The organism is Frigoribacterium sp. CFBP9029 (assembly GCF_034045305.1).
Lineage (GTDB): Bacteria > Actinomycetota > Actinomycetes > Actinomycetales > Microbacteriaceae > Frigoribacterium.
On record NZ_JAXCWB010000011.1, the window covers coordinates 45,304 to 63,709 of the forward strand.

An 18,406-nucleotide genomic window follows, 5' to 3' on the forward strand; every position below is an offset into this window, starting at 1 on the left:
CCCCGGCGGCGCCGACCCCGCGGTTCTCCACAAGCGCTCTCCGACAGCGCCCGCGGAGGCGGGGCCGCGTGGTCTCGTGAAGTGTGAGCCTCGCCGAACACCCGCCTCCTCGACGGACGATCGTGCTCCCCGCCGTGCCACCGCGGCCCCGGGCCAGGCGTCCGCCGGTGCACGCGGCGGGCGTCGCGATCGTCGCCTCGATCGTCGTCGGCGTGAGCGGCTCGGTGCCGGTGACCGCGGTCGCCGCATCGGCCGTCGCCGTCGTCGCAGCGGTCGTCGGCGTCTGGTCGGTCGTCGAACTCGTCGGCGCCCCGGCTCGGATCCGACACGGGCGGCGCCGCTTCGAGGAGGCGATCGCCTCCGTCGAGCGGACGATCCGCGAGCTGCACAGGCTCGAGCTGGCCGAACTGCATCAGAGGTTCCCCGGCAGCGCCGCCGTGGCTCGGGCCGGTCGTGACGTGATCGACGCGACCTCCGGTGCCGGGGCGACCCGCGCCTCCGGGGCGACGCCGTACCTCGTCCTGGGCCGGGGCGCCGTCGAGAGCTCCCTGCGGACGACGACGCCGCCCGAACCGCGAGTCCCGGTTCGACGCGTCGGGTCAGCCGACGATCCGGCGGCTCTGGCCGACATCCGACGACTCGTCGACGAGGCGGCCACGCTCGCCGACGGTCCGCTCTGCGTCGAGGCGCGCGGCTCCGTCGGGATCGTCGGGCCGATCGTCCTGGCGCGGGCGGCGGCCCAGGGGTATCTCCTGCAGGCCCGCCGACTGGGCGCGGCCTCGCTCGAGGTGCGTCATGGTCGGACGAGCGCCGACGTCGGACGGGTCGACGTGCTCGTCGTGATCGGGGCCGATGCCAGGGCGCAGGTCGTCAGGCGCGACGGCCGACCCTGCCGGGTGGCGGTCGATCTCGACCTCGTGTCGATCCGCGACCCCGTCGACGGGTGGCGGGGAGCGGGCTCGTGCTGACCCTCAGGCCCGTCCGCCGACGAGTGCGTCCGAGAGGCGGATGCGACCGACGTCGCGGCCGGCGCCGAGCACGCGCTCGCTCGTCGCCTCCACGACGGATCCGGCGGCGTCCGCATCGACGGCGCCCTGGCCGACGAGCAGATGCAGCGCCACCATCGTCGCGGCCCGCAGATTGCCGTCGAGGATCTTCACGGCCGTACCGATGCCGTCGAGGGTGCCCATCACCAGGACGCCCTCCGCTCCGAGCTTCGCGAAGAGCCCGAGCTCGTCGATGGCCACCGTGTTCGCCCGGCCCGGTCCGTCGAGGGCCCAGGCATCGGCGAGCACGGCCTCGACCAGGAGGCGCGCATCGGGGTCGCCGACGGACGGCGTCGACCCGGTGCCGGTCGGGACACCCGCCGAGCCGGCCACGACCGCCACGGCACGGGCGAGCCCGGCGATCGTGGTCGCGAACACGGGTGCGCCGCAGCCGTCGACGCCGGCGTGGTCGACGACCTCGCCGGTGAACTCCGAGACGGTCTCGCGTGTCGCGCGCTGCAGCGGGTGGTCCAGATCGGTGTAGGTGGTCGGGTCCCAGCCGTTCTCGGCGCAGGCCAGCAGGAACGCCGCGTGCTTGCCCGAGCAGTTCATGGCCATCCGCCGTGCCCCGTCGGCACGGCGTGCGCTCGCGCGGTCGCCCGGCCAGTCGGGCGGGCAGAGCAGGTCGTCCTCCGAGCTGCCCGAGCGTGCGAGCAGCTCGGCCACCACGGCGAGGTGCTCGGCTGTGCCCGCGTGGCTCGCGGTGGAGAGGACGGCCTGGGGGCCGGCGAGGGCCACGCCGGACCGCATGACGGTCAGGGCCTGCAGCGGCTTGAGGCACGAACGCGGGTAGATCGACGCACCGACGTCGCCGACCTCCCTCAGCACCGATCCCGCGGCGTCGACCACGATGCCCGCCCCGAGGTGACGACTCTCGTCGAGACCCGATCGCGTCAGGACGGCCAGCTCGACGCTGCCGTCGACCGTGAGGGGTCTGCGGGTGGACGACGATGGGGCGAGGAGGCGCGGGTCGGTCATGATGGGGAGTGTACCGAGACCGTCGGCACCGACCGAGGAGGACCCATGCTCGACCACGACTACGCCGTCGACCTGCGCTGGACGGGAGCCCGGGACGTCGGGACGGTCTCGTACCGGTCGTACGGGCGCGACAACACCCTGAGCGCCGACGGCAAGCTGCACGACATCGCCGCGTCCGCCGACCGGACGTTCCACGGCGACGCCGACCGCTGGAACCCCGAGGAGATGCTGCTCGGCGCGCTCGCGCAGTGCCACCTGCTCAGCTACCTCCACGTCGCCGCCACCGACGGGGTCGTCGTCGTGGCCTACGAGGACGCCGCCGTCGGTCGCATGACCCAGACCGCCGACGGCGGGGGCCGCTTCACCTCGGTCACGCTCCGCCCCGTGGTCACGGTCGCCGAGGCGGGAATGGCCGACCGCGCCCTGGCCCTGCACGCCGACGCCGCTCGCAAGTGCTTCATCGCTTCGTCCGTCGCGTTCCCGGTCGACCACGAGCCGCGCATCGTCGTCGCCTCGCAGCCCTAGCCGCGCACCCCTGGCCGCGCGGCTCCAGCCGCGCAGTCGCGCAGTCGCGCAGCCGCGCACCCGCGCAGCCGCGCACCCGCACAACCGCCCACAGCCGCGAACGGCTCCCAGGCGCCCCGTCGGGAGCGTGCGGCACAATGGTCGTCGTCGCGGCGCCGTCACCGGCACCGTCCGATCCCCGCCCACAGACCGAGAGATCCCCATGCGCCGTCCCCTCGCCCTCCTCGCCGTTCCCGCCCTCGTGTTCGCGCTCGCCGCCTGCGGCGGCACCGACGCTGGTGAGGAGTCCAGCGCCGGCGGCGCGGCGACGCCCAGCGCGTCGGCCACCTCCGAGGCCCCGCTGCGCGCCACGGGCGAGCCGCAGGACCCGACGCCCGGGTTCCCGACGGTCGAGCTCGCCGACGACGGCGCGCCCACCGTGACCGTCCCCGAGACCGACCCGCCGACCGACCTGCAGGTCGAGGTGCTGAAGAAGGGCGACGGCCCCGTCGTCGAGGACGGCGCCACGGTCACCGTCCAGTACGAGGGCGTCGTCTGGCAGACCGGCGAGACCTTCGACTCGAGCTGGCAGCGCGGCGAGCCCGCCACGTTCGGCACGGGTCAGGTCATCACCGGCTTCGCCGAGGGCATGGTCGGTCAGACCGTCGGATCGCAGACCATCGTCTCGATCCCGCCGGCCGACGGCTACGGCGACAACGTGCCCCAGGGTGCCGCCTTCACGGCGACCGACACCCTGGTGTTCGTGATCGACATCCTCGCCGTCTCCTGACCCGGCGCGCCCCCGTCCCCGGCTGCCCGTCGTGACCGACCCCGCCCGCGCCTCCTCGGCCCACCCGTCCGCTCGGCGGATGTCGAGACGCGCGGCGGCCTGGGCGGTGCCCGTCGTCGCCCTGCTGCTCGCGGGCTGCACGACCGATGCCGAGCCCGCACCGACCGACCAGCCCTCGACGTCGGCGGCTCCCACCACCTGCCTCGAGTCCGGCCCCGAGTCCGACTCGATCGAGGTCGGCGGCGTCTTCGGCGAGAAGCCGACCGTCGAGCTGCCGTCGCCGGTGACGGCCGAACGCAGTCAGCAGACCGTCGTCGTGCCCGGCGACGGGCCGACCACCGAGGTCGGCGACGTGGTGCGGGTGGCCATCACGGTCTTCGATGCGCAGTCGGGCGCCGAGCTGAGCACGGCGGGTTACACGGGCGGGTCGGGCGAGCAGCTCACGATCAGCGGCGACTTCTACGTGCCCGGCATCGAGGGGGCGCTCTCGTGCGCGCAGGCCGGCTCCCGCACGGTCACCGTCGCGTCGGCGGCCGACATGCAGCCCGGCTCGCCGGGCACGGACGCACCCAACCCCGCGGCGATCATCGTCGTCGACACGTTCTCGATCGTCCCGACCCGTGCGACGGGTGAGGCGCAGCCTGCCGAGCAGGGCTTCCCCGAGGTGGCCCTGGCCGACGACGGTCGCCCCACGGTGACGATCCCCGACGCCGACCCGCCGACCGACCTCCGCATCGAGGTGCTGAAGAGGGGCGACGGCGAGATCGTCCCCGACCCCGCGAACGTCACCGTGCAGTACCAGGGCGTCAACTGGCGGACGGGCGAGGTCTTCGACGAGAGCTGGGGCCGCGGCACCGTCGCGACGTTCTCGACCGACCAGGTGGTGTCGGGCTTCGCCGAGGCGATGATCGGCCAGACCGTGGGGTCGCAGGTCGTCGTCATCGTGCCGCCCGCCGACGGCTACGGCGAGGAGGGCGAACCGGGCTCCGGCATCGAGCGGACCGACACCCTCGTGTTCGTCATCGACATCCTCGCCGTCGCCTGAGCACCAGCCCGATCGGCCGGCACCCACCACCCCCGACCCGCAGCACCCCCGACGCCCCGACGCCCCGACCCGCCGAGCCCGGGCGCCTCGGGCCTAGGGTGGCCTCATGCGACGCATCACCATCCTCGGCTCCACCGGTTCGATCGGCGTCCAGGCGCTCGACGTGATCGAGAAGAACCCGCAGCTGTTCGACGTGGTCGGTCTCTCGGCCGGCACCAACCGGGCCCTCGTCGCCGAGCAGGCCGCCCGCTTCGGCGTCGAGCACGTCGCCCTCGGCACCGACGAGTCGGTCGCGCTGGTCCGCGACGTCGAGGCCGACGTCGTGCTGAACGGCATCACGGGCTCCGTCGGCCTCGCGCCGACCCTGGCCGCGCTCGACTCGGGGGCGACGCTCGCCCTGGCGAACAAGGAGAGCCTGATCGTCGGGGGAGACCTCGTCCGCGAGCGGGCCCGACCGGGCCAGATCGTGCCGGTCGACTCCGAGCACTCGGCGATCGCGCAGGCCCTGCGCTCCGGTGCGTCGTCCGAGGTCAGACGCCTGGTGCTGACGGCGTCGGGCGGGCCCTTCCGGGGTCGCTCGCGGGCGTCGCTCGCCGACGTCACGCCGGCCGAGGCCCTGGCCCACCCCACCTGGGACATGGGTCTGGTCGTCACGACCAACTCGTCGACGATGGTGAACAAGGGTCTCGAGGTGATCGAGGCGCACCTCCTCTTCGACGTCGACTACGACGACATCGACGTCACCGTGCACCCGCAGTCGATAGTGCACTCGATGGTCGAGTTCGTCGACGGCTCGACGATCGCCCAGGCGTCGCCGCCCGACATGCGACTCCCGATCTCGCTCGGTCTGGCGTGGCCCGACCGCGTCGCCGGGGTGGGTCGACCCCTCGACTGGACCACCGCCTCCTCGTGGACCTTCGAACCCCTCGACGCCGAGGCGTTCCCCGCCGTCGAGCTCGCGAAGCAGGTGGGTCGGGCGGGCGCGACGTTCCCGGCGGTCTTCAACGCCGCGAACGAGCAGGCCGTGCTGGCGTTCCACGAGGGTCGTGTGGGGTACCTCGGCATCCTCGACACCGTCCGCGAGGTGGTCGACCGGCACGACGCGGGCCCCAGCACCCTCGAGGGCGTGCTCGAGGCCGAGCGCTGGGCGCGCGCCGAGGCGGACGCGCTGCTCGCCGGCTAGCCTCCGCCCGTCCAGCGGGGCGAGGCAGGGCGAGGGGAGGCGGGGCGAGGCGGAGGCGAGGAGGCGCGGCGCGAGTTCCCAGCATCGCCAGGGCGGTCCCGTGGTCGCTTCCCGGCTCGGCACGGCTACCCTTGCCCGGTGCTCACCGTTCTGCTCTTCATCGTCGGCGTCCTGATCATGGTCGTCGGCCTCGCCGTGTCGATCGCCCTGCACGAGGTCGGTCACCTCGTCCCGGCGAAGCGGTTCGGCGTCAAGGTCGGGCAGTACATGATCGGCTTCGGTCCGACCCTCTTCTCGCGGACGAGGGGCGAGACGCAGTACGGCGTCAAGGCCCTGCCGCTCGGCGGCTACATCTCGATGTCGGGGATGTTCCCGCCGGCGAAGAACGGCGAGGCCGGTCGGGCATCCAGCACCGGGTTCTTCCAGACGCTCGTCCAGGACGCCCGGACGGCCAGCGCCGAGACCATCGACGAGGGCGACGAAGAGCGCACGTTCTACCGGCTGCCCGTCTACAAGCGGGTCATCATCATGCTCGGCGGGCCGACCATGAACCTGCTCATCGCGGTCGTGCTGTTCGGCGTCGTCCTCTGCGGGTTCGGGGTGGCGCGCGAGAGCACGACCGTGGGTCTCGTCAACGAGTGCGTCCTCCCCGCGGGGTCGACGGCGACCTCGTGCCCCGCCGACGCCACACCGGCGCCCGCGTTCGCGGCCGGCCTCCGCAACGGCGACCGCATCGTGTCGATCGACGGCGAGACCATGAGCGACGGCGACCAGATCGCCGCCGTGCTGCGCGACTCCGCCGACACGACCCTCGACGTGGTCGTCGACCGCGACGGATCCGAGCAGACGCTCGAGGTGACCCCGACCCTCTCCGAGCGGTACGTCGTCGACGAGAGCACCGGTCAGTACGAGGAGGCCGCCGACGGCACCCCGGTGACGCGCGAGGTCGGCTTCGTCGGCATCGGGTTCGCGACCGAGACCGCGCGGCAGCCCGTGACCGCCGTGCTGCCCGCCGTGTGGAACAACGTCACGCACGTCGTCGACCTGATCATCCACCTGCCGCAGCGACTCGTCGGCGTCGCCGAGGCGGCCTTCGGCGGCGGGGAGCGCGACGCCAACGGGCCGGTCAGCGTCGTCGGCGTGGGGCGGATGGCCGGCGAGATCGTCAGCCTCGACTCGGTGCCGATCGTCGACCGGGCCGCCTACGTGGTCAACCTGCTCGCGAGTCTGAACGTGGCGCTCTTCGTCTTCAACCTCATCCCGCTGATGCCGCTCGACGGCGGTCACATCGCCGGCGCGCTCGTCGAGGCCGTCCGCCGGGGCTTCGCGAAGCTCTTCCGCCGACCCGACCCCGGGCCCGTCGACACGGCCAAGGTGATCCCGTTGACCTTCGCCGTCGTGATCCTCCTCGGGGGCATGAGCGTGCTGCTCATCTACGCGGACATCGTGAACCCGATCGATCTGTTCGGCTGACGGTCACTCGGCGCCCAGCGCCGAGGTTTACGATTGGGCTCGTGCCAGCAGTCAATCTCGGAATGCCGAAGGTCCCCGAAGTCCTCGCCCCGCGCCGCAAGACGCGGCAGATCAAGGTGGGCAAGGTCCTCGTGGGCGGTGACGCCCCGGTCAGCGTGCAGTCGATGACCACCACGCCGACGCCCAACATCAACGCCACGTTGCAGCAGATCGCCGAGCTCACGGCGAGCGGCTGCGACATCGTCCGTGTCGCCGTGCCCAGTCGCGACGACGCCGAGGCCCTTCCGATCATCGCGAAGAAGAGCCAGATCCCTGTCATCGCCGACATCCACTTCCAGCCGAACTACGTGTACCAGGCGATCGACGCCGGGTGCGCGGCCGTCCGGGTGAACCCCGGCAACATCCGCAAGTTCGACGACCAGGTCGGCAAGATCGCGGCGGCGGCGAAGGCGGCCGGTGTCTCGATCCGGATCGGCGTCAACGCGGGGTCGCTCGAGCCGAGCATCCTGCAGAAGTACGGCAAGGCCACCCCCGAGGCGCTCGTCGAGTCCGCCGTCTGGGAGGCCTCGCTCTTCGAAGAGCACGACTTCCACGACTTCAAGATCTCGGTCAAGCACAACGACCCGATCGTCATGGTCAAGGCCTACCGTCAGCTCGCCGAGCGCGGCGACTGGCCGCTGCACCTCGGCGTGACCGAGGCCGGCCCCGAGTTCCAGGGCACGATCAAGTCCGCCACGGCGTTCGGCATCCTGCTGGGCGAGGGCATCGGCGACACCATCCGCGTCAGCCTCAGCGCCCCGCCCGCGCAAGAGGTCAAGGTCGGTCTGCAGATCCTCCAGTCGCTCAACCTGCGCGAGCGCAAGCTCGAGATCGTCAGCTGCCCCAGCTGCGGTCGGGCCCAGGTCGACGTCTACAAGCTGGCCAACGACGTCACCGACGGCCTCGAGGGCATGACCGTGCCCCTGCGCGTCGCCGTCATGGGCTGCGTCGTGAACGGCCCGGGCGAGGCCCGCGAGGCCGACCTCGGCGTCGCCTCCGGCAACGGCAAGGGCCAGATCTTCGTCAAGGGCGAGGTCATCAAGACCGTCCCCGAGTCCGAGATCGTCCAGACCCTGATCGACGAGGCGAACCGTCTCGCAGCCGAGATGCCCCCGGGCGAGACCGGGTCACCGCAGGTGCTGACCGTCTAGACGCGAGCCACGGGGTGCCAGGCGCCCCTGCCGAGGAGGCGCGGTGCAGGTCGACCTGCACCGCGCCTCCTCGGCGTCCCGGCCCGGCGACGCCACCGCTCGCCGTCGCATGTGTCGCCGTGTGACCCCCGCGTGGGCGGGTGCCGCCCCGGTGCGTCATCATGGATGTGCCTCGATGGTCCGCACAGCAGCCGGCCTCGGGGCTTCCCTGTGCCATCGAGAGGATCCCCATGACCGACGCCACCCCCCTGATCGACGCCCCGAAGAAGGGCCCGGGCCGCCTCATCGCGATCATCGTCGTCGTCGTGCTCGTGCTGGCCGCCGTCGGGATCGGCTTCGCCGTCTCGCGGGGCGGATCGGGCGACGAGACCGTGCGCATCGGCGTCGTCGGCAAGAGCGACCCGTACTGGCAGACGTTCGTCGACGCGGCCGCCGACGAGGGCATCGACGTCGAGCTCGTCGACTTCGGCAGCTACGAGCAGCCGAACCCCGCGCTGACCGAGGGCGAGGTCGACCTCAACCAATTCCAGCACATCGTGTACCTGGCGCAGTACGACGTCGCGGCTGACGCGGACCTCGTGCCGATCGGCTCGACGGCCATCTACCCGCTGCCGCTGTACTCCGAGCAGTACACCGACGTCAGCGACTTCCAGAAGGGCGACACCATCGCCGTCCCGGACGACGCCAGCAACCTGGCGCGGTCGCTGCTCGTGCTCCAGTCGAACGGCCTGATCGAGCTGAAGGGCGGCGGCGACGCCTTCTCGGGCATCAACGACATCGACACCGAGGCCTCGACCGTCCAGGTCACGCCGGTCGCCGCCGACCTGGCCGCCACGTCGCTCCCGGACTTCGACGGGGCGATCATCAACAACGAGTACGCCACGAAGGCCGGTCTCTCGTCGGAGGACGTCATCGCGCAGGACGACCCCAACGACCCGGCAGCGCTGCCCTACGTCAACGTCTTCGCCGCCCGTGAGGCCGACGAGGACGACGAGACCTACAAGAAGCTCGTCGAGATCTATCAGGACACCCAGTCGGTCACCGACGGCGTCGTCGAGAACTCGGGCGGCACCGCCGTGACCGTCAAGGTGCCGGTCGCCGACCTCCAGTCGTCGCTCGACGACACGCGAGAGCTCGTCGAGCAGAACGGCTGACGCCGCCCTCGACCCCGTCCGACCCGTGTGCCGTTCCGGTGCGCGGGTCGGCTCCGTTCCCCCCGTGACGAGGAGACCCATGCCCGCCATCACCCTGACCGACGTCGTCAAGACGTATCCGCCCCGAGAGAAGGGCGCGGCTCCGCTGACGGCGGTCGACGGCGTCAGTCTCGAGATCGCCGACGGCGAGATCTTCGGCATCATCGGGTACTCGGGGGCGGGCAAGAGCACGCTCGTGCGACTGATCAACGCCCTGGAGCCCACCACGAGCGGGCGGATCGAGATCGACGGGTCGCCGATCACCGGTCTGTCCGAGCGGCAGCTCCGGGTGAAGCGGGCCGGCATCGGCATGATCTTCCAGCAGTTCAACCTCTTCTCGTCGAAGACGGTCTGGGGCAACGTCGAGTTCCCGTTGAAGGCGGCGGGCGTGCCGAAGGCCGAGCACCAGCGGCGGATCAGCGATCTGCTGCACTTCGTCGGGCTGGCCGACAAGGCACACGCCCGCCCCGATCAGCTCTCGGGCGGGCAGAAGCAGCGCGTCGGCATCGCCCGGGCACTGGCGACGTCGCCGGGCATCCTGCTCGCCGACGAGGCGACCAGCGCCCTCGACCCCGAGACCACCCAGGAGGTGCTGGGGCTGCTGCGACGCGTCAACGCCGAGCTCGGCATCACCATCGTGGTGATCACCCACGAGATGGACGTCATCAAGTCGATCGCCGATCGGGTCGCGGTCATGGACAGGGGCCGCGTCGTCGAGATCGGCGAGACCTTCGACGTGTTCTCGTCGCCGCGCGAGACGTCGACGAGGCGGTTCGTGTCGACGGTGGTGGCGGGCGCCCCCGCCGGAGACGAGCTCTCGGCGCTGCGCGCCCGGCACCCCGGTCGACTCGTGACCGTGCGGGTCTCCGAGGGCGGGGTCGACCAGGGGCACGTCTTCGGCGTGCTCGCGCGGCACTCCGTCGCGTTCGAGATCGTCTACGGCGGCATCGACGAGATCGCCGGTCGCACGTTCGGCACGCTGACGCTCGCCCTGTCGGGGGCGCCCTCGTCGGTCGACGACGCCCTCGCCGAGCTCGGACCGGCCGCGACCGAGCTCGCGACCCCGGAAGGACGCTGACATGGACTCCCTGATCGAACTCCAGCCCCTGCTCTGGCAGGCCGCCTACGAGACCGTCTACATCGTCGCGCTGACCCTGCTCTTCGGCGGCATCGGCGGACTCGTGCTGGGTCTCGCCCTCTATCTGACGCGCGGGGGAGCGCTGTTCGCGAACCGGGTCGTCTTCGGCGTGCTCAACGTGGTGGTCAACGTCTTCCGTCCCATCCCGTTCATCATCTTCCTGGCCGCCGCGCAGCCGCTGGCCCGGGTGGCCGTCGGCAGCGGGGTCGGCAACGCGGCGATCATCTTCACCCTGTCGCTCGCGGCGTCGTTCGCGATCTCCCGCATCGTCGAGCAGAACCTGCTGACGGTGCAGCCCGGTGTGATCGAGGCCGCCCGGGCCGCCGGAGCCGGACCGTTCCGCATCATCCGGAGCATCATCCTGCCCGAGGCGCTCGGGCCGCTGGTGCTCGGCTACACGTTCATCTTCGTCGCGCTGGTCGACATGTCCGCGGTCGCGGGCTACGTCGGCGGCGGCGGACTCGGAGCCTTCGCCCTGCTCTACGGCTACCGCCAGTTCGACCCGGTGGTCACCTGGGCGGCCGTCCTCCTGATCATCGTGCTCGTGCAGCTGGTGCAGTTCCTCGGGAACACCCTCGCCCGCAAGGCGCTGCGCCGCTGACCCGGCGGGTGTCGGAGGCGTCCCGTGGCGGTCGTCCGCGACCGGTGATCCACCCGGCGGGCATGTCGGCGGCCTGGTTTACAGTGGGCGGGTGACGGACACGACGACGCCCCCGCCTCCTGCTCCCGCCCGGGGTCCGATCGCTCCGGCCGAGCTCGAGCGGGCCCGGGACGTCGTGGGGGCCGTCTCGAAGGCGTTCTCCCGCAAGGTCGTCGGGCAGACGTCGCTCCGCGACACCTTGCTCATCGCCCTGCTCACGGGCGGGCATGTGCTGCTCGAGAGCGTCCCGGGTCTCGCCAAGACGACCGCCGCGCAGACCCTGGCGCAGTCCGTCGCCGCGAGCTTCACGCGTATCCAGTGCACACCCGATCTGCTGCCCAGCGACATCACGGGCACGCAGATCTACGACGCCCAGCAGTCCACCTTCGTCACGCGCCTGGGGCCCGTCCACTCGAACTTCGTCCTCCTCGACGAGATCAACCGCTCGAGCGCCAAGACCCAGAGCGCCATGCTCGAGGCCATGCAAGAGCGGCAGACGAGCATCGGCGGCGTCGTGCACAGGCTGCCGCATCCGTTCCTGGTGCTGGCCACCCAGAACCCCATCGAGCAGGAGGGCACGTACCAGCTGCCCGAGGCCCAGCTCGACCGGTTCCTCCTCAAAGAGGTGCTCGACTACCCGTCACCGGCCGAAGAGGCCGAGATCATCCGTCGCATCGAGGCGGGCGTCTACGACGAGGCGACACCCGAGCCGCGATCCGGGGTCTCCCTCGACGACGTCGTGTTCCTGCAGGGGCTGGCGAGACGGGTCTACGTCGACCCCTCGATCGTCAACTACATCGTCCAGCTCGTCTACGTGACCCGCCACCCGCAGCAGTACCTGCCGGGCAGCCTCGCCGACTACATCGAGTTCGGGGCGAGCCCCCGCGGCAGCATCGCGTTCACGCAGGCCGCGAGGGCGCTGGCCCTGCTGCACGGCCGCGACTACGTCATCCCCGAAGACGTCAAGCACCTCCGCCACGGGGTGCTGCGGCACCGCGTCATCCTCGGCTACGAGGCCGCCGCCGACGAGATCGCGCCCGAGACGATCATCGACGCGGTCTTCGCCGCCGTCCAGACCCCCTGACGACCGTGCCCAGCCTGCTGCTCCGGGTGCGGACCACCATGTCCCTCCGCGCGCACCGTCGATCGCTCGATCTGCTCGAGGGCGGGTACGCGTCGATCCATCACGGTCGCAGCCACGACTTCGACGATCTCCGCGCCTACGTGGCCGGCGACGACGTCAAAGACATCGACTGGAAGGCCACGGCGCGGCACGGCGAGCCGCTGGTCAAGCGGTACATCGCGAGTCGCCGGCAGCATCTCGTGCTCGTCGTCGACACCGGGCGCAACATGGCGGCGACCGCGGCCGGCGGCGAGACGAAGCGCGACATCGCCGTCATGGCGGCCGGCGCCCTCGGCTACATCGCCGCCTCGCACGGCGACACGGTCTCGCTCGTCGCCGGCGACGAGTCGGGCACCCGCGCCTTCCCGTCGGGCGGCACGGAGGCGCACCTCGAGATGCTGCTGAGGCAGATCGACCGGCGCGTGTCGCTCGACTCGGCGCGCAGCGATCTCGTCGGGGTGCTCGACTGGGTCGCGCGTGGCATCCGCCGGAGGTCGATGCTGCTGGTCGTCACCGACGACGTCCCCCTCGACGACCGGCTCTCCCGGCTGCTCCGACGTCTCCGGGCGCAGCATGAGATCGTCTGGCTGACGGTCGGCGACGCCGACCTGATGACCCGGGGCGGTCGCGCGTCCGAGGTGTTCGACGTCCACGAGATGGCCGGTCTCCCGGCCTACCTCCGCGAGAACCGCGAGCTGCGGGTCGAGTTCGACCGTGCCGACGAGACCCTGCACGACGAGACCGAGCGCGGGCTCCGCGCGCTCGGCATCAGCAGCGAACGCGTCGGGAGCCGTGCCGAGGTCGTCGCGGCCCTGTTCACCCTGATCGAGAAGCACCGCCGTGCTCGACGATAACGGCTTCTTCGGCCCGTACCAGTACCAGGGTTGGCTGCTCTACGCCATCGTGGGCGTGCTGCTGCTGGCACTGATCGCCGGCTGGTACGTGTTCGTCGTGCGCTTCTCGGCCCGGCGGCTCCCTCCGGAGGCACGGCTCGCCCTCCGGGGTCGGCCCGCGGTCGATCTCCCGTCGCTGCGAGCCCGCTACCTCGGGTTGATCGACGACGTGGCGATGGCGTCCGAGCGGGGTCAGCTCGACGAACGGGCCGTCCATTCGCGGTTGAGTCTGCTGCTCCGGTTCTTCGTGCACGAGACCGACGGCGTCGACACGCACGTGATGACCCTGGCCGACCTCCGCGAGACGGAGCTGCCACGGCTGACCGGCGCCGTCGAGCAGTTCTACCCGCCGGCCTTCCAGCGCCTGCACCCGGGGGACCCGGCCCGGGCCCTCGAGACCGCCCGAGAGGTCGTGCGGACGTGGGGCTGATCTTCTGGTGGATGCCGCCGGTGCTGCTGGTCGTCGTGGCGGTCGCGGCCGTGCTGGTGGTCCGCCGTCGGCGCGGCGACCGCGATCGGCTGCGGCGCCTCGGCACACCCGTGGCGCACGGCGAACGCCTCACGCGCCTCCCCGTCTACCGCCGTCTCGTCGCCCGCTACCGGCTGGTCCTGATCGCGACCCTGGTGGCCCTCGTCGGGCTCGGCGGGGTCGCGGCGCTGCTCGCGTCGCGCGTCTCGAGCGTCGACGTCGTCGAGCCCCCGTCGTTCAAGCGGGACATCGTGCTCTGCCTCGACGTCTCGGGGTCGATGACCGAGGTCGACTCGCAGATCGTCGAGACCTTCGGTCGGCTGGCGGAGGGGCTCGACGGCGAGCGGATCGGACTCTCGCTGTTCGACAGCTCGTCGGTGACGGCCTTCCCGCTGACCGACGACTACGACTTCGTCCGCACCCAGCTCGAGCTCTACCGCCAGTCGTTCGACACCGTCGGAGAAGAGGGCACGCGGTACTGGTCCGGCACCGACCTCGGCGAGGGGGCCAGTCTGATCGGCGACGGTCTGGCTTCGTGCGTGCTCGGCTTCGACGACGACGGCGAGAGCACCAGACCCCGCTCGGTCATCCTCGCGACCGACAACTACGTCAACGGCGAGGCGCTCGTCACCCTGCCCGAGGCCGGCGAGCTCGCGACCGACCGCGACGTCCGCGTCTACGCCCTCAACCCGGCCGACTACTCGACCGACGCCGTCGCCGATCAGGTCGCGACCGAGCTGAAGACGACCGTCGAGGCGACCGACGGCGCCTACTACGCCCTCGACGACGACACGAGCGTCGCGAGCATCGTCGAGCAGATCGACGCGCGCGAGGCCGGCCTGTTCACCGGCGCCCGGCGCCTCGTGGTCACCGACGACCCCGTCGGTCTCGCGATCGCCGGTCTCGTGGCGGCGCTGGCCGCCCTGGTGCTCCTCTGGCGGGTGCGGCTGTGACGTCGATCGTCTTCGACCCCGTGCTGCCGACGTGGCTGCTGGCCGTCGCCGGGGTCCTCCTCGGCGGGTTCGCGGTCTGGCGTCTCGCGGCCGAGCGGCGCGGTCGTCGGCTCGCAGCCGCCTGGGCGCGCCGCCTGGCCGTCGTCGGTCTGCTCGTGGTGATCGCGGCGCGGCCCGGGCTGCCCGGCGGGTCGGCGCAGGCGTCGTCCGCCGACCTCAACGTCTTCTTCGTCGTCGACACCACGTCGAGCATCGCCGCCGAAGACTGGGGCGACGGCGAGCCGAGACTCGACGGCGTGCGCGCCGACGTGACGGCCATCGCCGAGCAGCTGGCCGGCGCCCGGTTCTCGCTCATCTCGTTCGACAGCACCGCCGTGCTGCGGACCCCGCTCACGGACGACGCGGCGGCCGTCGTGACGGCCGTCGAGGTCATGAACCGCGAGATCACGTACTACTCGACCGGCAGCTCGATCAGCGAGGCGAACGACCTCCTGGCCGAGCGTCTGGCCGAGGCACGCGAGACCGACCCCGGACGCGCCAACGTGGTCTACTACCTGGGCGACGGCGAGCAGACCGCCGACGCCGAACCCGAGTCGTTCGACGAGGCCGCCGGCGACGTCGACGGCGGAGCGGTCTTCGGCTACGGCACCGACGAGGGCGGGCGGATGAAGGTCTTCGACGGCTACGGCGACGACTACTCGGCCGACGAGTACATCGTCGACGGCACGCGGGCCGGTTCGCCCGACGCGGTGTCCCGCATCGACGAGGAGGCGCTGGGCGCCATCGCGACGCAGCTCGGCGTCCCGTACGTGCACCGTGACGCCGCCACCCCGGTCGATTCCGCCGTCGCCGACGCGCGCGACGGGCGGGTCACCTCGACCGACGCCCGCGCCGAGAACGTCACCGAGCTGTACTGGATCGCCGCGGTGCCCCTCTTCCTGCTGGTGCTCGTCGACATCGCGCTCGTGCTGCGCGCGCTCGGCGAGATCCGCGGGGGGCGGCGGGACGAGCCGACCCGCGCCTCCCCGGCTCCGGTCCCGTCGACGAGGTCGAAATCATGACGGCCCTGCTCGGGCCGCCGCCCGTCGACGACCACGGCCCCTCGACGCTCGACGACGCCAGGATCACCGCCTACCGACGGAGACTCCGACGACGACTGCTCGGCTGGTCGCTGCCTGTGGTGCTCGTGGTCCTGCTCGTCGCGCTGAAGCTGCTCAGCATGCCCGTCTTCGCGGGGCTGACGCAGTGGGCCTACGACGACCGCGCCTACGAGCGCAGCACGACCCTGAGCGAGCCGCTCGGCGTCGCGAACCTAGTCGAGCCCTGGGTGCACCACTTCGACCGCGGCACCGGCTACGCGCAGATCGGCGTGCTCGACGTCGCCCGGCGCGAGTTCGGCGCCGCGCTCGAGCTGGCACCCGACGACCCGACCATCTCGTGCGTCATCCGCACCGACCTCGTGCTCACCATCGAGGCGCAGGGCGACGCGGCGCTGCTCGAACTCCGGTACGACGACGCCGAGGCGCTGTTCCTCGAAGGGGCGAAGGCCATCGACGAGGCTCCCGAGGGCTGCTTCCAGCCCCCAGAGCAGCAGGGAGCGCCCGACACGTCCGAACCGCTCGAGGAGGCCGACGGCCGTCTCGGCGAGAAGGAGCAGGAGGCGCAGCGCGAGCAGCAGGGCGGCGACCCGCAGCAGGGCGACGAGGGGGAGCCCGAGGGCGGCGACGCCGACGAGGGGGACGGAGGCGGCAGCGGGTCCGCCGACCCCCTCGACCGCTTGCGCGAGCAGGGCGAGCAGAGCCAGCGCGACCAGCAGCAGGAGAACGACCGTCAGCGGTACTACGAGCAGAACCCGGGGGAGTACGACGGGCGACCCTGGTGAGCCCCGACCGTCGCCGCCGCCGGGTGCGCCCCTAAACTGGAGCGGTGTCCACACGCCTCTCCCAGCTCTTCGTCCGCACCCTCCGTGAAGATCCCTCCGATGCCGAGGTGACGAGCCACCGGCTCCTCGTCCGCGCCGGCTACATCCGACGCCAGGCCCCGGGCGTGTTCGCCTGGCTGCCGCTCGGTCTCCGGGTCAAGGCCAGGATAGAGGCCGTCATCCGCGACGAGATGACCGCCGCCGGCGCTCAGGAGGTGCACTTCCCCGCTCTGCTGCCGCGCGAGCCCTATGAGGTCACCGGCCGCTGGGTCGAGTACGGCGATGCGCTGTTCCGCCTGAAAGACCGCAAGGGGAGCGACTACCTGCTCGCGCCGACGCATGAAGAGGCCTTCACGCTGCTGGTCAAAGACCTCTACTCGTCGTACAAGGACCTGCCCCTGACGCTCTTCCAGATCCAGGACAAGTACCGCGACGAGGCGCGTCCGCGTGCCGGGCTCCTGCGCGGTCGCGAGTTCACCATGAAGGACGCCTACTCGTTCGACGTGTCCGACGCCGGTCTCGACGCGAGCTACCAGGCCCAGCGCGACGCCTACGAGCGCATCTTCACGCGACTCGGTCTCGAGTACGTGATCGTCAAGGCCGACGCCGGGGCGATGGGGGGCTCGCGCAGCGAGGAGTTCCTGCACCCGACGGCCGTCGGCGAAGACACCTTCGTGCGCTCCGCAGGCGGCTACGCGGCCAACGTCGAGGCCTTCACGACCGTCGTGCCCGAGTCGATCGCCCTCGAGGGGCTGCCCGAGGCGCGCGAGCTCGAGCCCGCCGACACGCCGACGATCGCGTCGCTCGTCGACCAGCTCAACGAGAGCCACCCCCGGGCCGACGGCCGTGACTGGACGGCGGGCGACACGCTCAAGAACGTCGTCGTGGCGCTGAGTCACCTCGACGGCTCGCGCGAGCTCGTCGTCGTCGGGCTGCCCGGCGACCGCGACGTCGACATGAAGCGACTCGAGGTGACGTTCGCACCGGCCGAGGTCGACGCGGCGGGCGACGCCGACTTCGCGAAGAACCCCGTCCTCGTCAAGGGTTACCTCGGCCCGCAGGTGCTCGGACTCGAGTCGGACTCGGGCATCCGCTACGTCGTCGACCCCCGCGTCGTCGAGGGCTCCGCCTGGGTCACCGGGGCGAACCGCCAGGGCGTGCACGTCTCCGGTCTGGTCGCCGGTCGCGACTTCACCCCCGACGCCGTCATCGAGGCCGCCCAGGTGCGCGAGGGCGACCCCGCCCCCGACGGCTCCGGTCCCATCGAGACGGCGCGCGGCATGGAGATCGGCCACGTCTTCCAGCTGGGTCGCAAGTACGCCGAGGCGCTGGGGCTCAAGGTGCTCGACGAGAACGGCAAGCAGGCCACGGTGACGATGGGCTCGTACGGCATCGGCGTGACCCGCATCCTGGCCGTCATCGCCGAGTCGAACAACGACGAGAAGGGGCTCGTCTGGCCCGCGAACGTGGCGCCCTTCGACGTCCACGTCGTCGCGACCGGCAAGGACCCGGTCGTGTTCGAGGTCGCCGAGAAGCTCACTGCCGATCTCGAGGCGCATCGACTCGACGTCCTCTACGACGACCGCCCCAAGGTCTCGCCCGGGGTCAAGTTCGGCGACGCCGAGCTGCTGGGCGTCCCGCAGATCGTCGTCGTAGGACGCTCCGCCGGCGAGGGGATCGTCGAGCTCTGGGATCGCCGCACCGGTGAGCGGACCCCCGTGCCCGTGGCCGAGGCGGTCGCGACCCTCTCGGCTCCCCGCACCGTCTGAGCGGCGGTCGACCCGCGCCTCCTCGGCTCCGAGCCCAGGAGGCGCGGGTCGACCGGGCCGGCCGTCCCGCGGTCGCCCCTCACTCGGGTACCGTAGGG

18 protein-coding genes are annotated in these 18,406 nt (G+C 71.8%); 17 read left to right on the forward strand and 1 reads right to left on the reverse strand.

Annotated features, from left to right (window positions below; genetic code table 11):
• The first annotated feature begins 83 nt into the window (after window positions 1-83).
• A complete protein-coding gene (locus SOM11_RS13190; RefSeq protein ID WP_320478316.1) occupies window positions 84-968 on the forward strand; it encodes a hypothetical protein in 885 nt (294 codons plus the stop codon).
• Window positions 969-971: 3 nt separating this feature from the next.
• On the opposite strand, the gene SOM11_RS13195 is transcribed toward SOM11_RS13190, so the two are convergent.
• Window positions 972-2,024: an asparaginase gene (locus SOM11_RS13195; protein WP_320478317.1), complete on the reverse strand. Its 1,053-nt coding sequence runs from the start codon at window positions 2,022-2,024 to the stop codon at window positions 972-974.
• Between the two features lie 45 nt (window positions 2,025-2,069).
• Here SOM11_RS13195 and SOM11_RS13200 point away from each other — a divergent pair, with 45 nt between their 5' ends.
• From SOM11_RS13200 to SOM11_RS13275, 16 genes are all read left to right on the forward strand, one after another.
• A complete protein-coding gene (locus tag SOM11_RS13200; RefSeq protein ID WP_192058082.1) occupies window positions 2,070-2,549 on the forward strand; it encodes an OsmC family protein in 480 nt (159 codons plus the stop codon).
• Window positions 2,550-2,751: 202 nt separating this feature from the next.
• Window positions 2,752-3,318, forward strand: a complete 567-nt coding sequence (locus SOM11_RS13205) for an FKBP-type peptidyl-prolyl cis-trans isomerase (RefSeq protein ID WP_192058080.1) — start codon at window positions 2,752-2,754, stop codon at window positions 3,316-3,318.
• Window positions 3,319-3,349: 31 nt separating this feature from the next.
• Entirely contained in the window at window positions 3,350-4,363 is a 1,014-nt protein-coding gene (locus SOM11_RS13210) for an FKBP-type peptidyl-prolyl cis-trans isomerase (RefSeq protein WP_320478318.1), read from the forward strand.
• A 106-nt stretch (window positions 4,364-4,469) separates the two neighbouring features.
• Window positions 4,470-5,546, forward strand: coding sequence for a 1-deoxy-D-xylulose-5-phosphate reductoisomerase (dxr, locus tag SOM11_RS13215; RefSeq protein WP_192058076.1), 1,077 nt, complete (start codon window positions 4,470-4,472; stop codon window positions 5,544-5,546).
• A gap of 138 nt (window positions 5,547-5,684) precedes the next feature.
• Window positions 5,685-7,019, forward strand: coding sequence for a M50 family metallopeptidase (locus SOM11_RS13220; protein WP_243215118.1), 1,335 nt, complete (start codon window positions 5,685-5,687; stop codon window positions 7,017-7,019).
• A 41-nt stretch (window positions 7,020-7,060) separates the two neighbouring features.
• Window positions 7,061-8,209, forward strand: a complete 1,149-nt coding sequence (gene ispG / locus SOM11_RS13225; protein WP_182501110.1) for a flavodoxin-dependent (E)-4-hydroxy-3-methylbut-2-enyl-diphosphate synthase — start codon at window positions 7,061-7,063, stop codon at window positions 8,207-8,209.
• A 230-nt stretch (window positions 8,210-8,439) separates the two neighbouring features.
• Window positions 8,440-9,363, forward strand: coding sequence for a MetQ/NlpA family ABC transporter substrate-binding protein (locus SOM11_RS13230; protein ID WP_243215117.1), 924 nt, complete (start codon window positions 8,440-8,442; stop codon window positions 9,361-9,363).
• A 79-nt stretch (window positions 9,364-9,442) separates the two neighbouring features.
• The gene (locus SOM11_RS13235; RefSeq protein ID WP_320478319.1) at window positions 9,443-10,480 is read left to right on the forward strand and encodes a methionine ABC transporter ATP-binding protein; all 1,038 of its coding nucleotides are present in this window, start codon (window positions 9,443-9,445) and stop codon (window positions 10,478-10,480) included.
• A 1-nt stretch (window position 10,481) separates the two neighbouring features.
• The gene (locus SOM11_RS13240; protein ID WP_192058070.1) at window positions 10,482-11,141 is read left to right on the forward strand and encodes a methionine ABC transporter permease; all 660 of its coding nucleotides are present in this window, start codon (window positions 10,482-10,484) and stop codon (window positions 11,139-11,141) included.
• Between the two features lie 91 nt (window positions 11,142-11,232).
• The gene (locus SOM11_RS13245) at window positions 11,233-12,264 is read left to right on the forward strand and encodes a MoxR family ATPase (RefSeq protein ID WP_320478320.1); all 1,032 of its coding nucleotides are present in this window, start codon (window positions 11,233-11,235) and stop codon (window positions 12,262-12,264) included.
• 5 nt (window positions 12,265-12,269) lie between these two features.
• Window positions 12,270-13,157 (forward strand): DUF58 domain-containing protein, encoded by an 888-nt coding sequence (locus SOM11_RS13250; protein ID WP_243215116.1) that lies wholly within the window; start codon window positions 12,270-12,272, stop codon window positions 13,155-13,157.
• Window positions 13,144-13,626, forward strand: coding sequence for a hypothetical protein (locus SOM11_RS13255; RefSeq protein ID WP_320478321.1), 483 nt, complete (start codon window positions 13,144-13,146; stop codon window positions 13,624-13,626). The genes SOM11_RS13250 and SOM11_RS13255 overlap by 14 nt, the downstream gene beginning before the upstream one ends.
• Window positions 13,617-14,618, forward strand: a complete 1,002-nt coding sequence (locus tag SOM11_RS13260) for a vWA domain-containing protein (protein WP_243215114.1) — start codon at window positions 13,617-13,619, stop codon at window positions 14,616-14,618. Before SOM11_RS13255 ends, SOM11_RS13260 begins: the two co-directional genes overlap by 10 nt.
• Window positions 14,615-15,679 carry a VWA domain-containing protein gene (locus SOM11_RS13265; protein ID WP_320478322.1) on the forward strand — a complete coding sequence of 355 codons (1,065 nt, stop codon included), beginning with the start codon at window positions 14,615-14,617 and terminating at the stop codon, window positions 15,677-15,679. The genes SOM11_RS13260 and SOM11_RS13265 overlap by 4 nt, the downstream gene beginning before the upstream one ends.
• On the forward strand, window positions 15,676-16,500 hold the full coding sequence (locus SOM11_RS13270) for a hypothetical protein (protein ID WP_320478323.1): 825 nt from the start codon (window positions 15,676-15,678) through the stop codon (window positions 16,498-16,500). Before SOM11_RS13265 ends, SOM11_RS13270 begins: the two co-directional genes overlap by 4 nt.
• Before the next feature lie 44 nt (window positions 16,501-16,544).
• On the forward strand, window positions 16,545-18,308 hold the full coding sequence (locus SOM11_RS13275; RefSeq protein WP_320478324.1) for a proline--tRNA ligase: 1,764 nt from the start codon (window positions 16,545-16,547) through the stop codon (window positions 18,306-18,308).
• The last annotated feature ends 98 nt before the right edge of the window (window positions 18,309-18,406 follow it).

Excerpts from the sequence above, each read along its gene's own strand:
- SOM11_RS13195 (WP_320478317.1), bottom strand. The coding sequence starts at position 2,024 with ATGACCGACCCGCGCCTCCTCGCCCCATCGTCGTCCACCCGCAGACCC.
- SOM11_RS13200 (WP_192058082.1), top strand. The coding sequence starts at position 2,070 with ATGCTCGACCACGACTACGCCGTCGACCTGCGCTGGACGGGAGCCCGG.
- SOM11_RS13205 (WP_192058080.1), top strand. The coding sequence starts at position 2,752 with ATGCGCCGTCCCCTCGCCCTCCTCGCCGTTCCCGCCCTCGTGTTCGCG.
- dxr (WP_192058076.1), top strand. The coding sequence starts at position 4,470 with ATGCGACGCATCACCATCCTCGGCTCCACCGGTTCGATCGGCGTCCAG.
- SOM11_RS13230 (WP_243215117.1), top strand. The coding sequence starts at position 8,440 with ATGACCGACGCCACCCCCCTGATCGACGCCCCGAAGAAGGGCCCGGGC.
- SOM11_RS13235 (WP_320478319.1), top strand. The coding sequence starts at position 9,443 with ATGCCCGCCATCACCCTGACCGACGTCGTCAAGACGTATCCGCCCCGA.
- SOM11_RS13240 (WP_192058070.1), top strand. The coding sequence starts at position 10,482 with ATGGACTCCCTGATCGAACTCCAGCCCCTGCTCTGGCAGGCCGCCTAC.
- SOM11_RS13270 (WP_320478323.1), top strand. The coding sequence starts at position 15,676 with ATGACGGCCCTGCTCGGGCCGCCGCCCGTCGACGACCACGGCCCCTCG.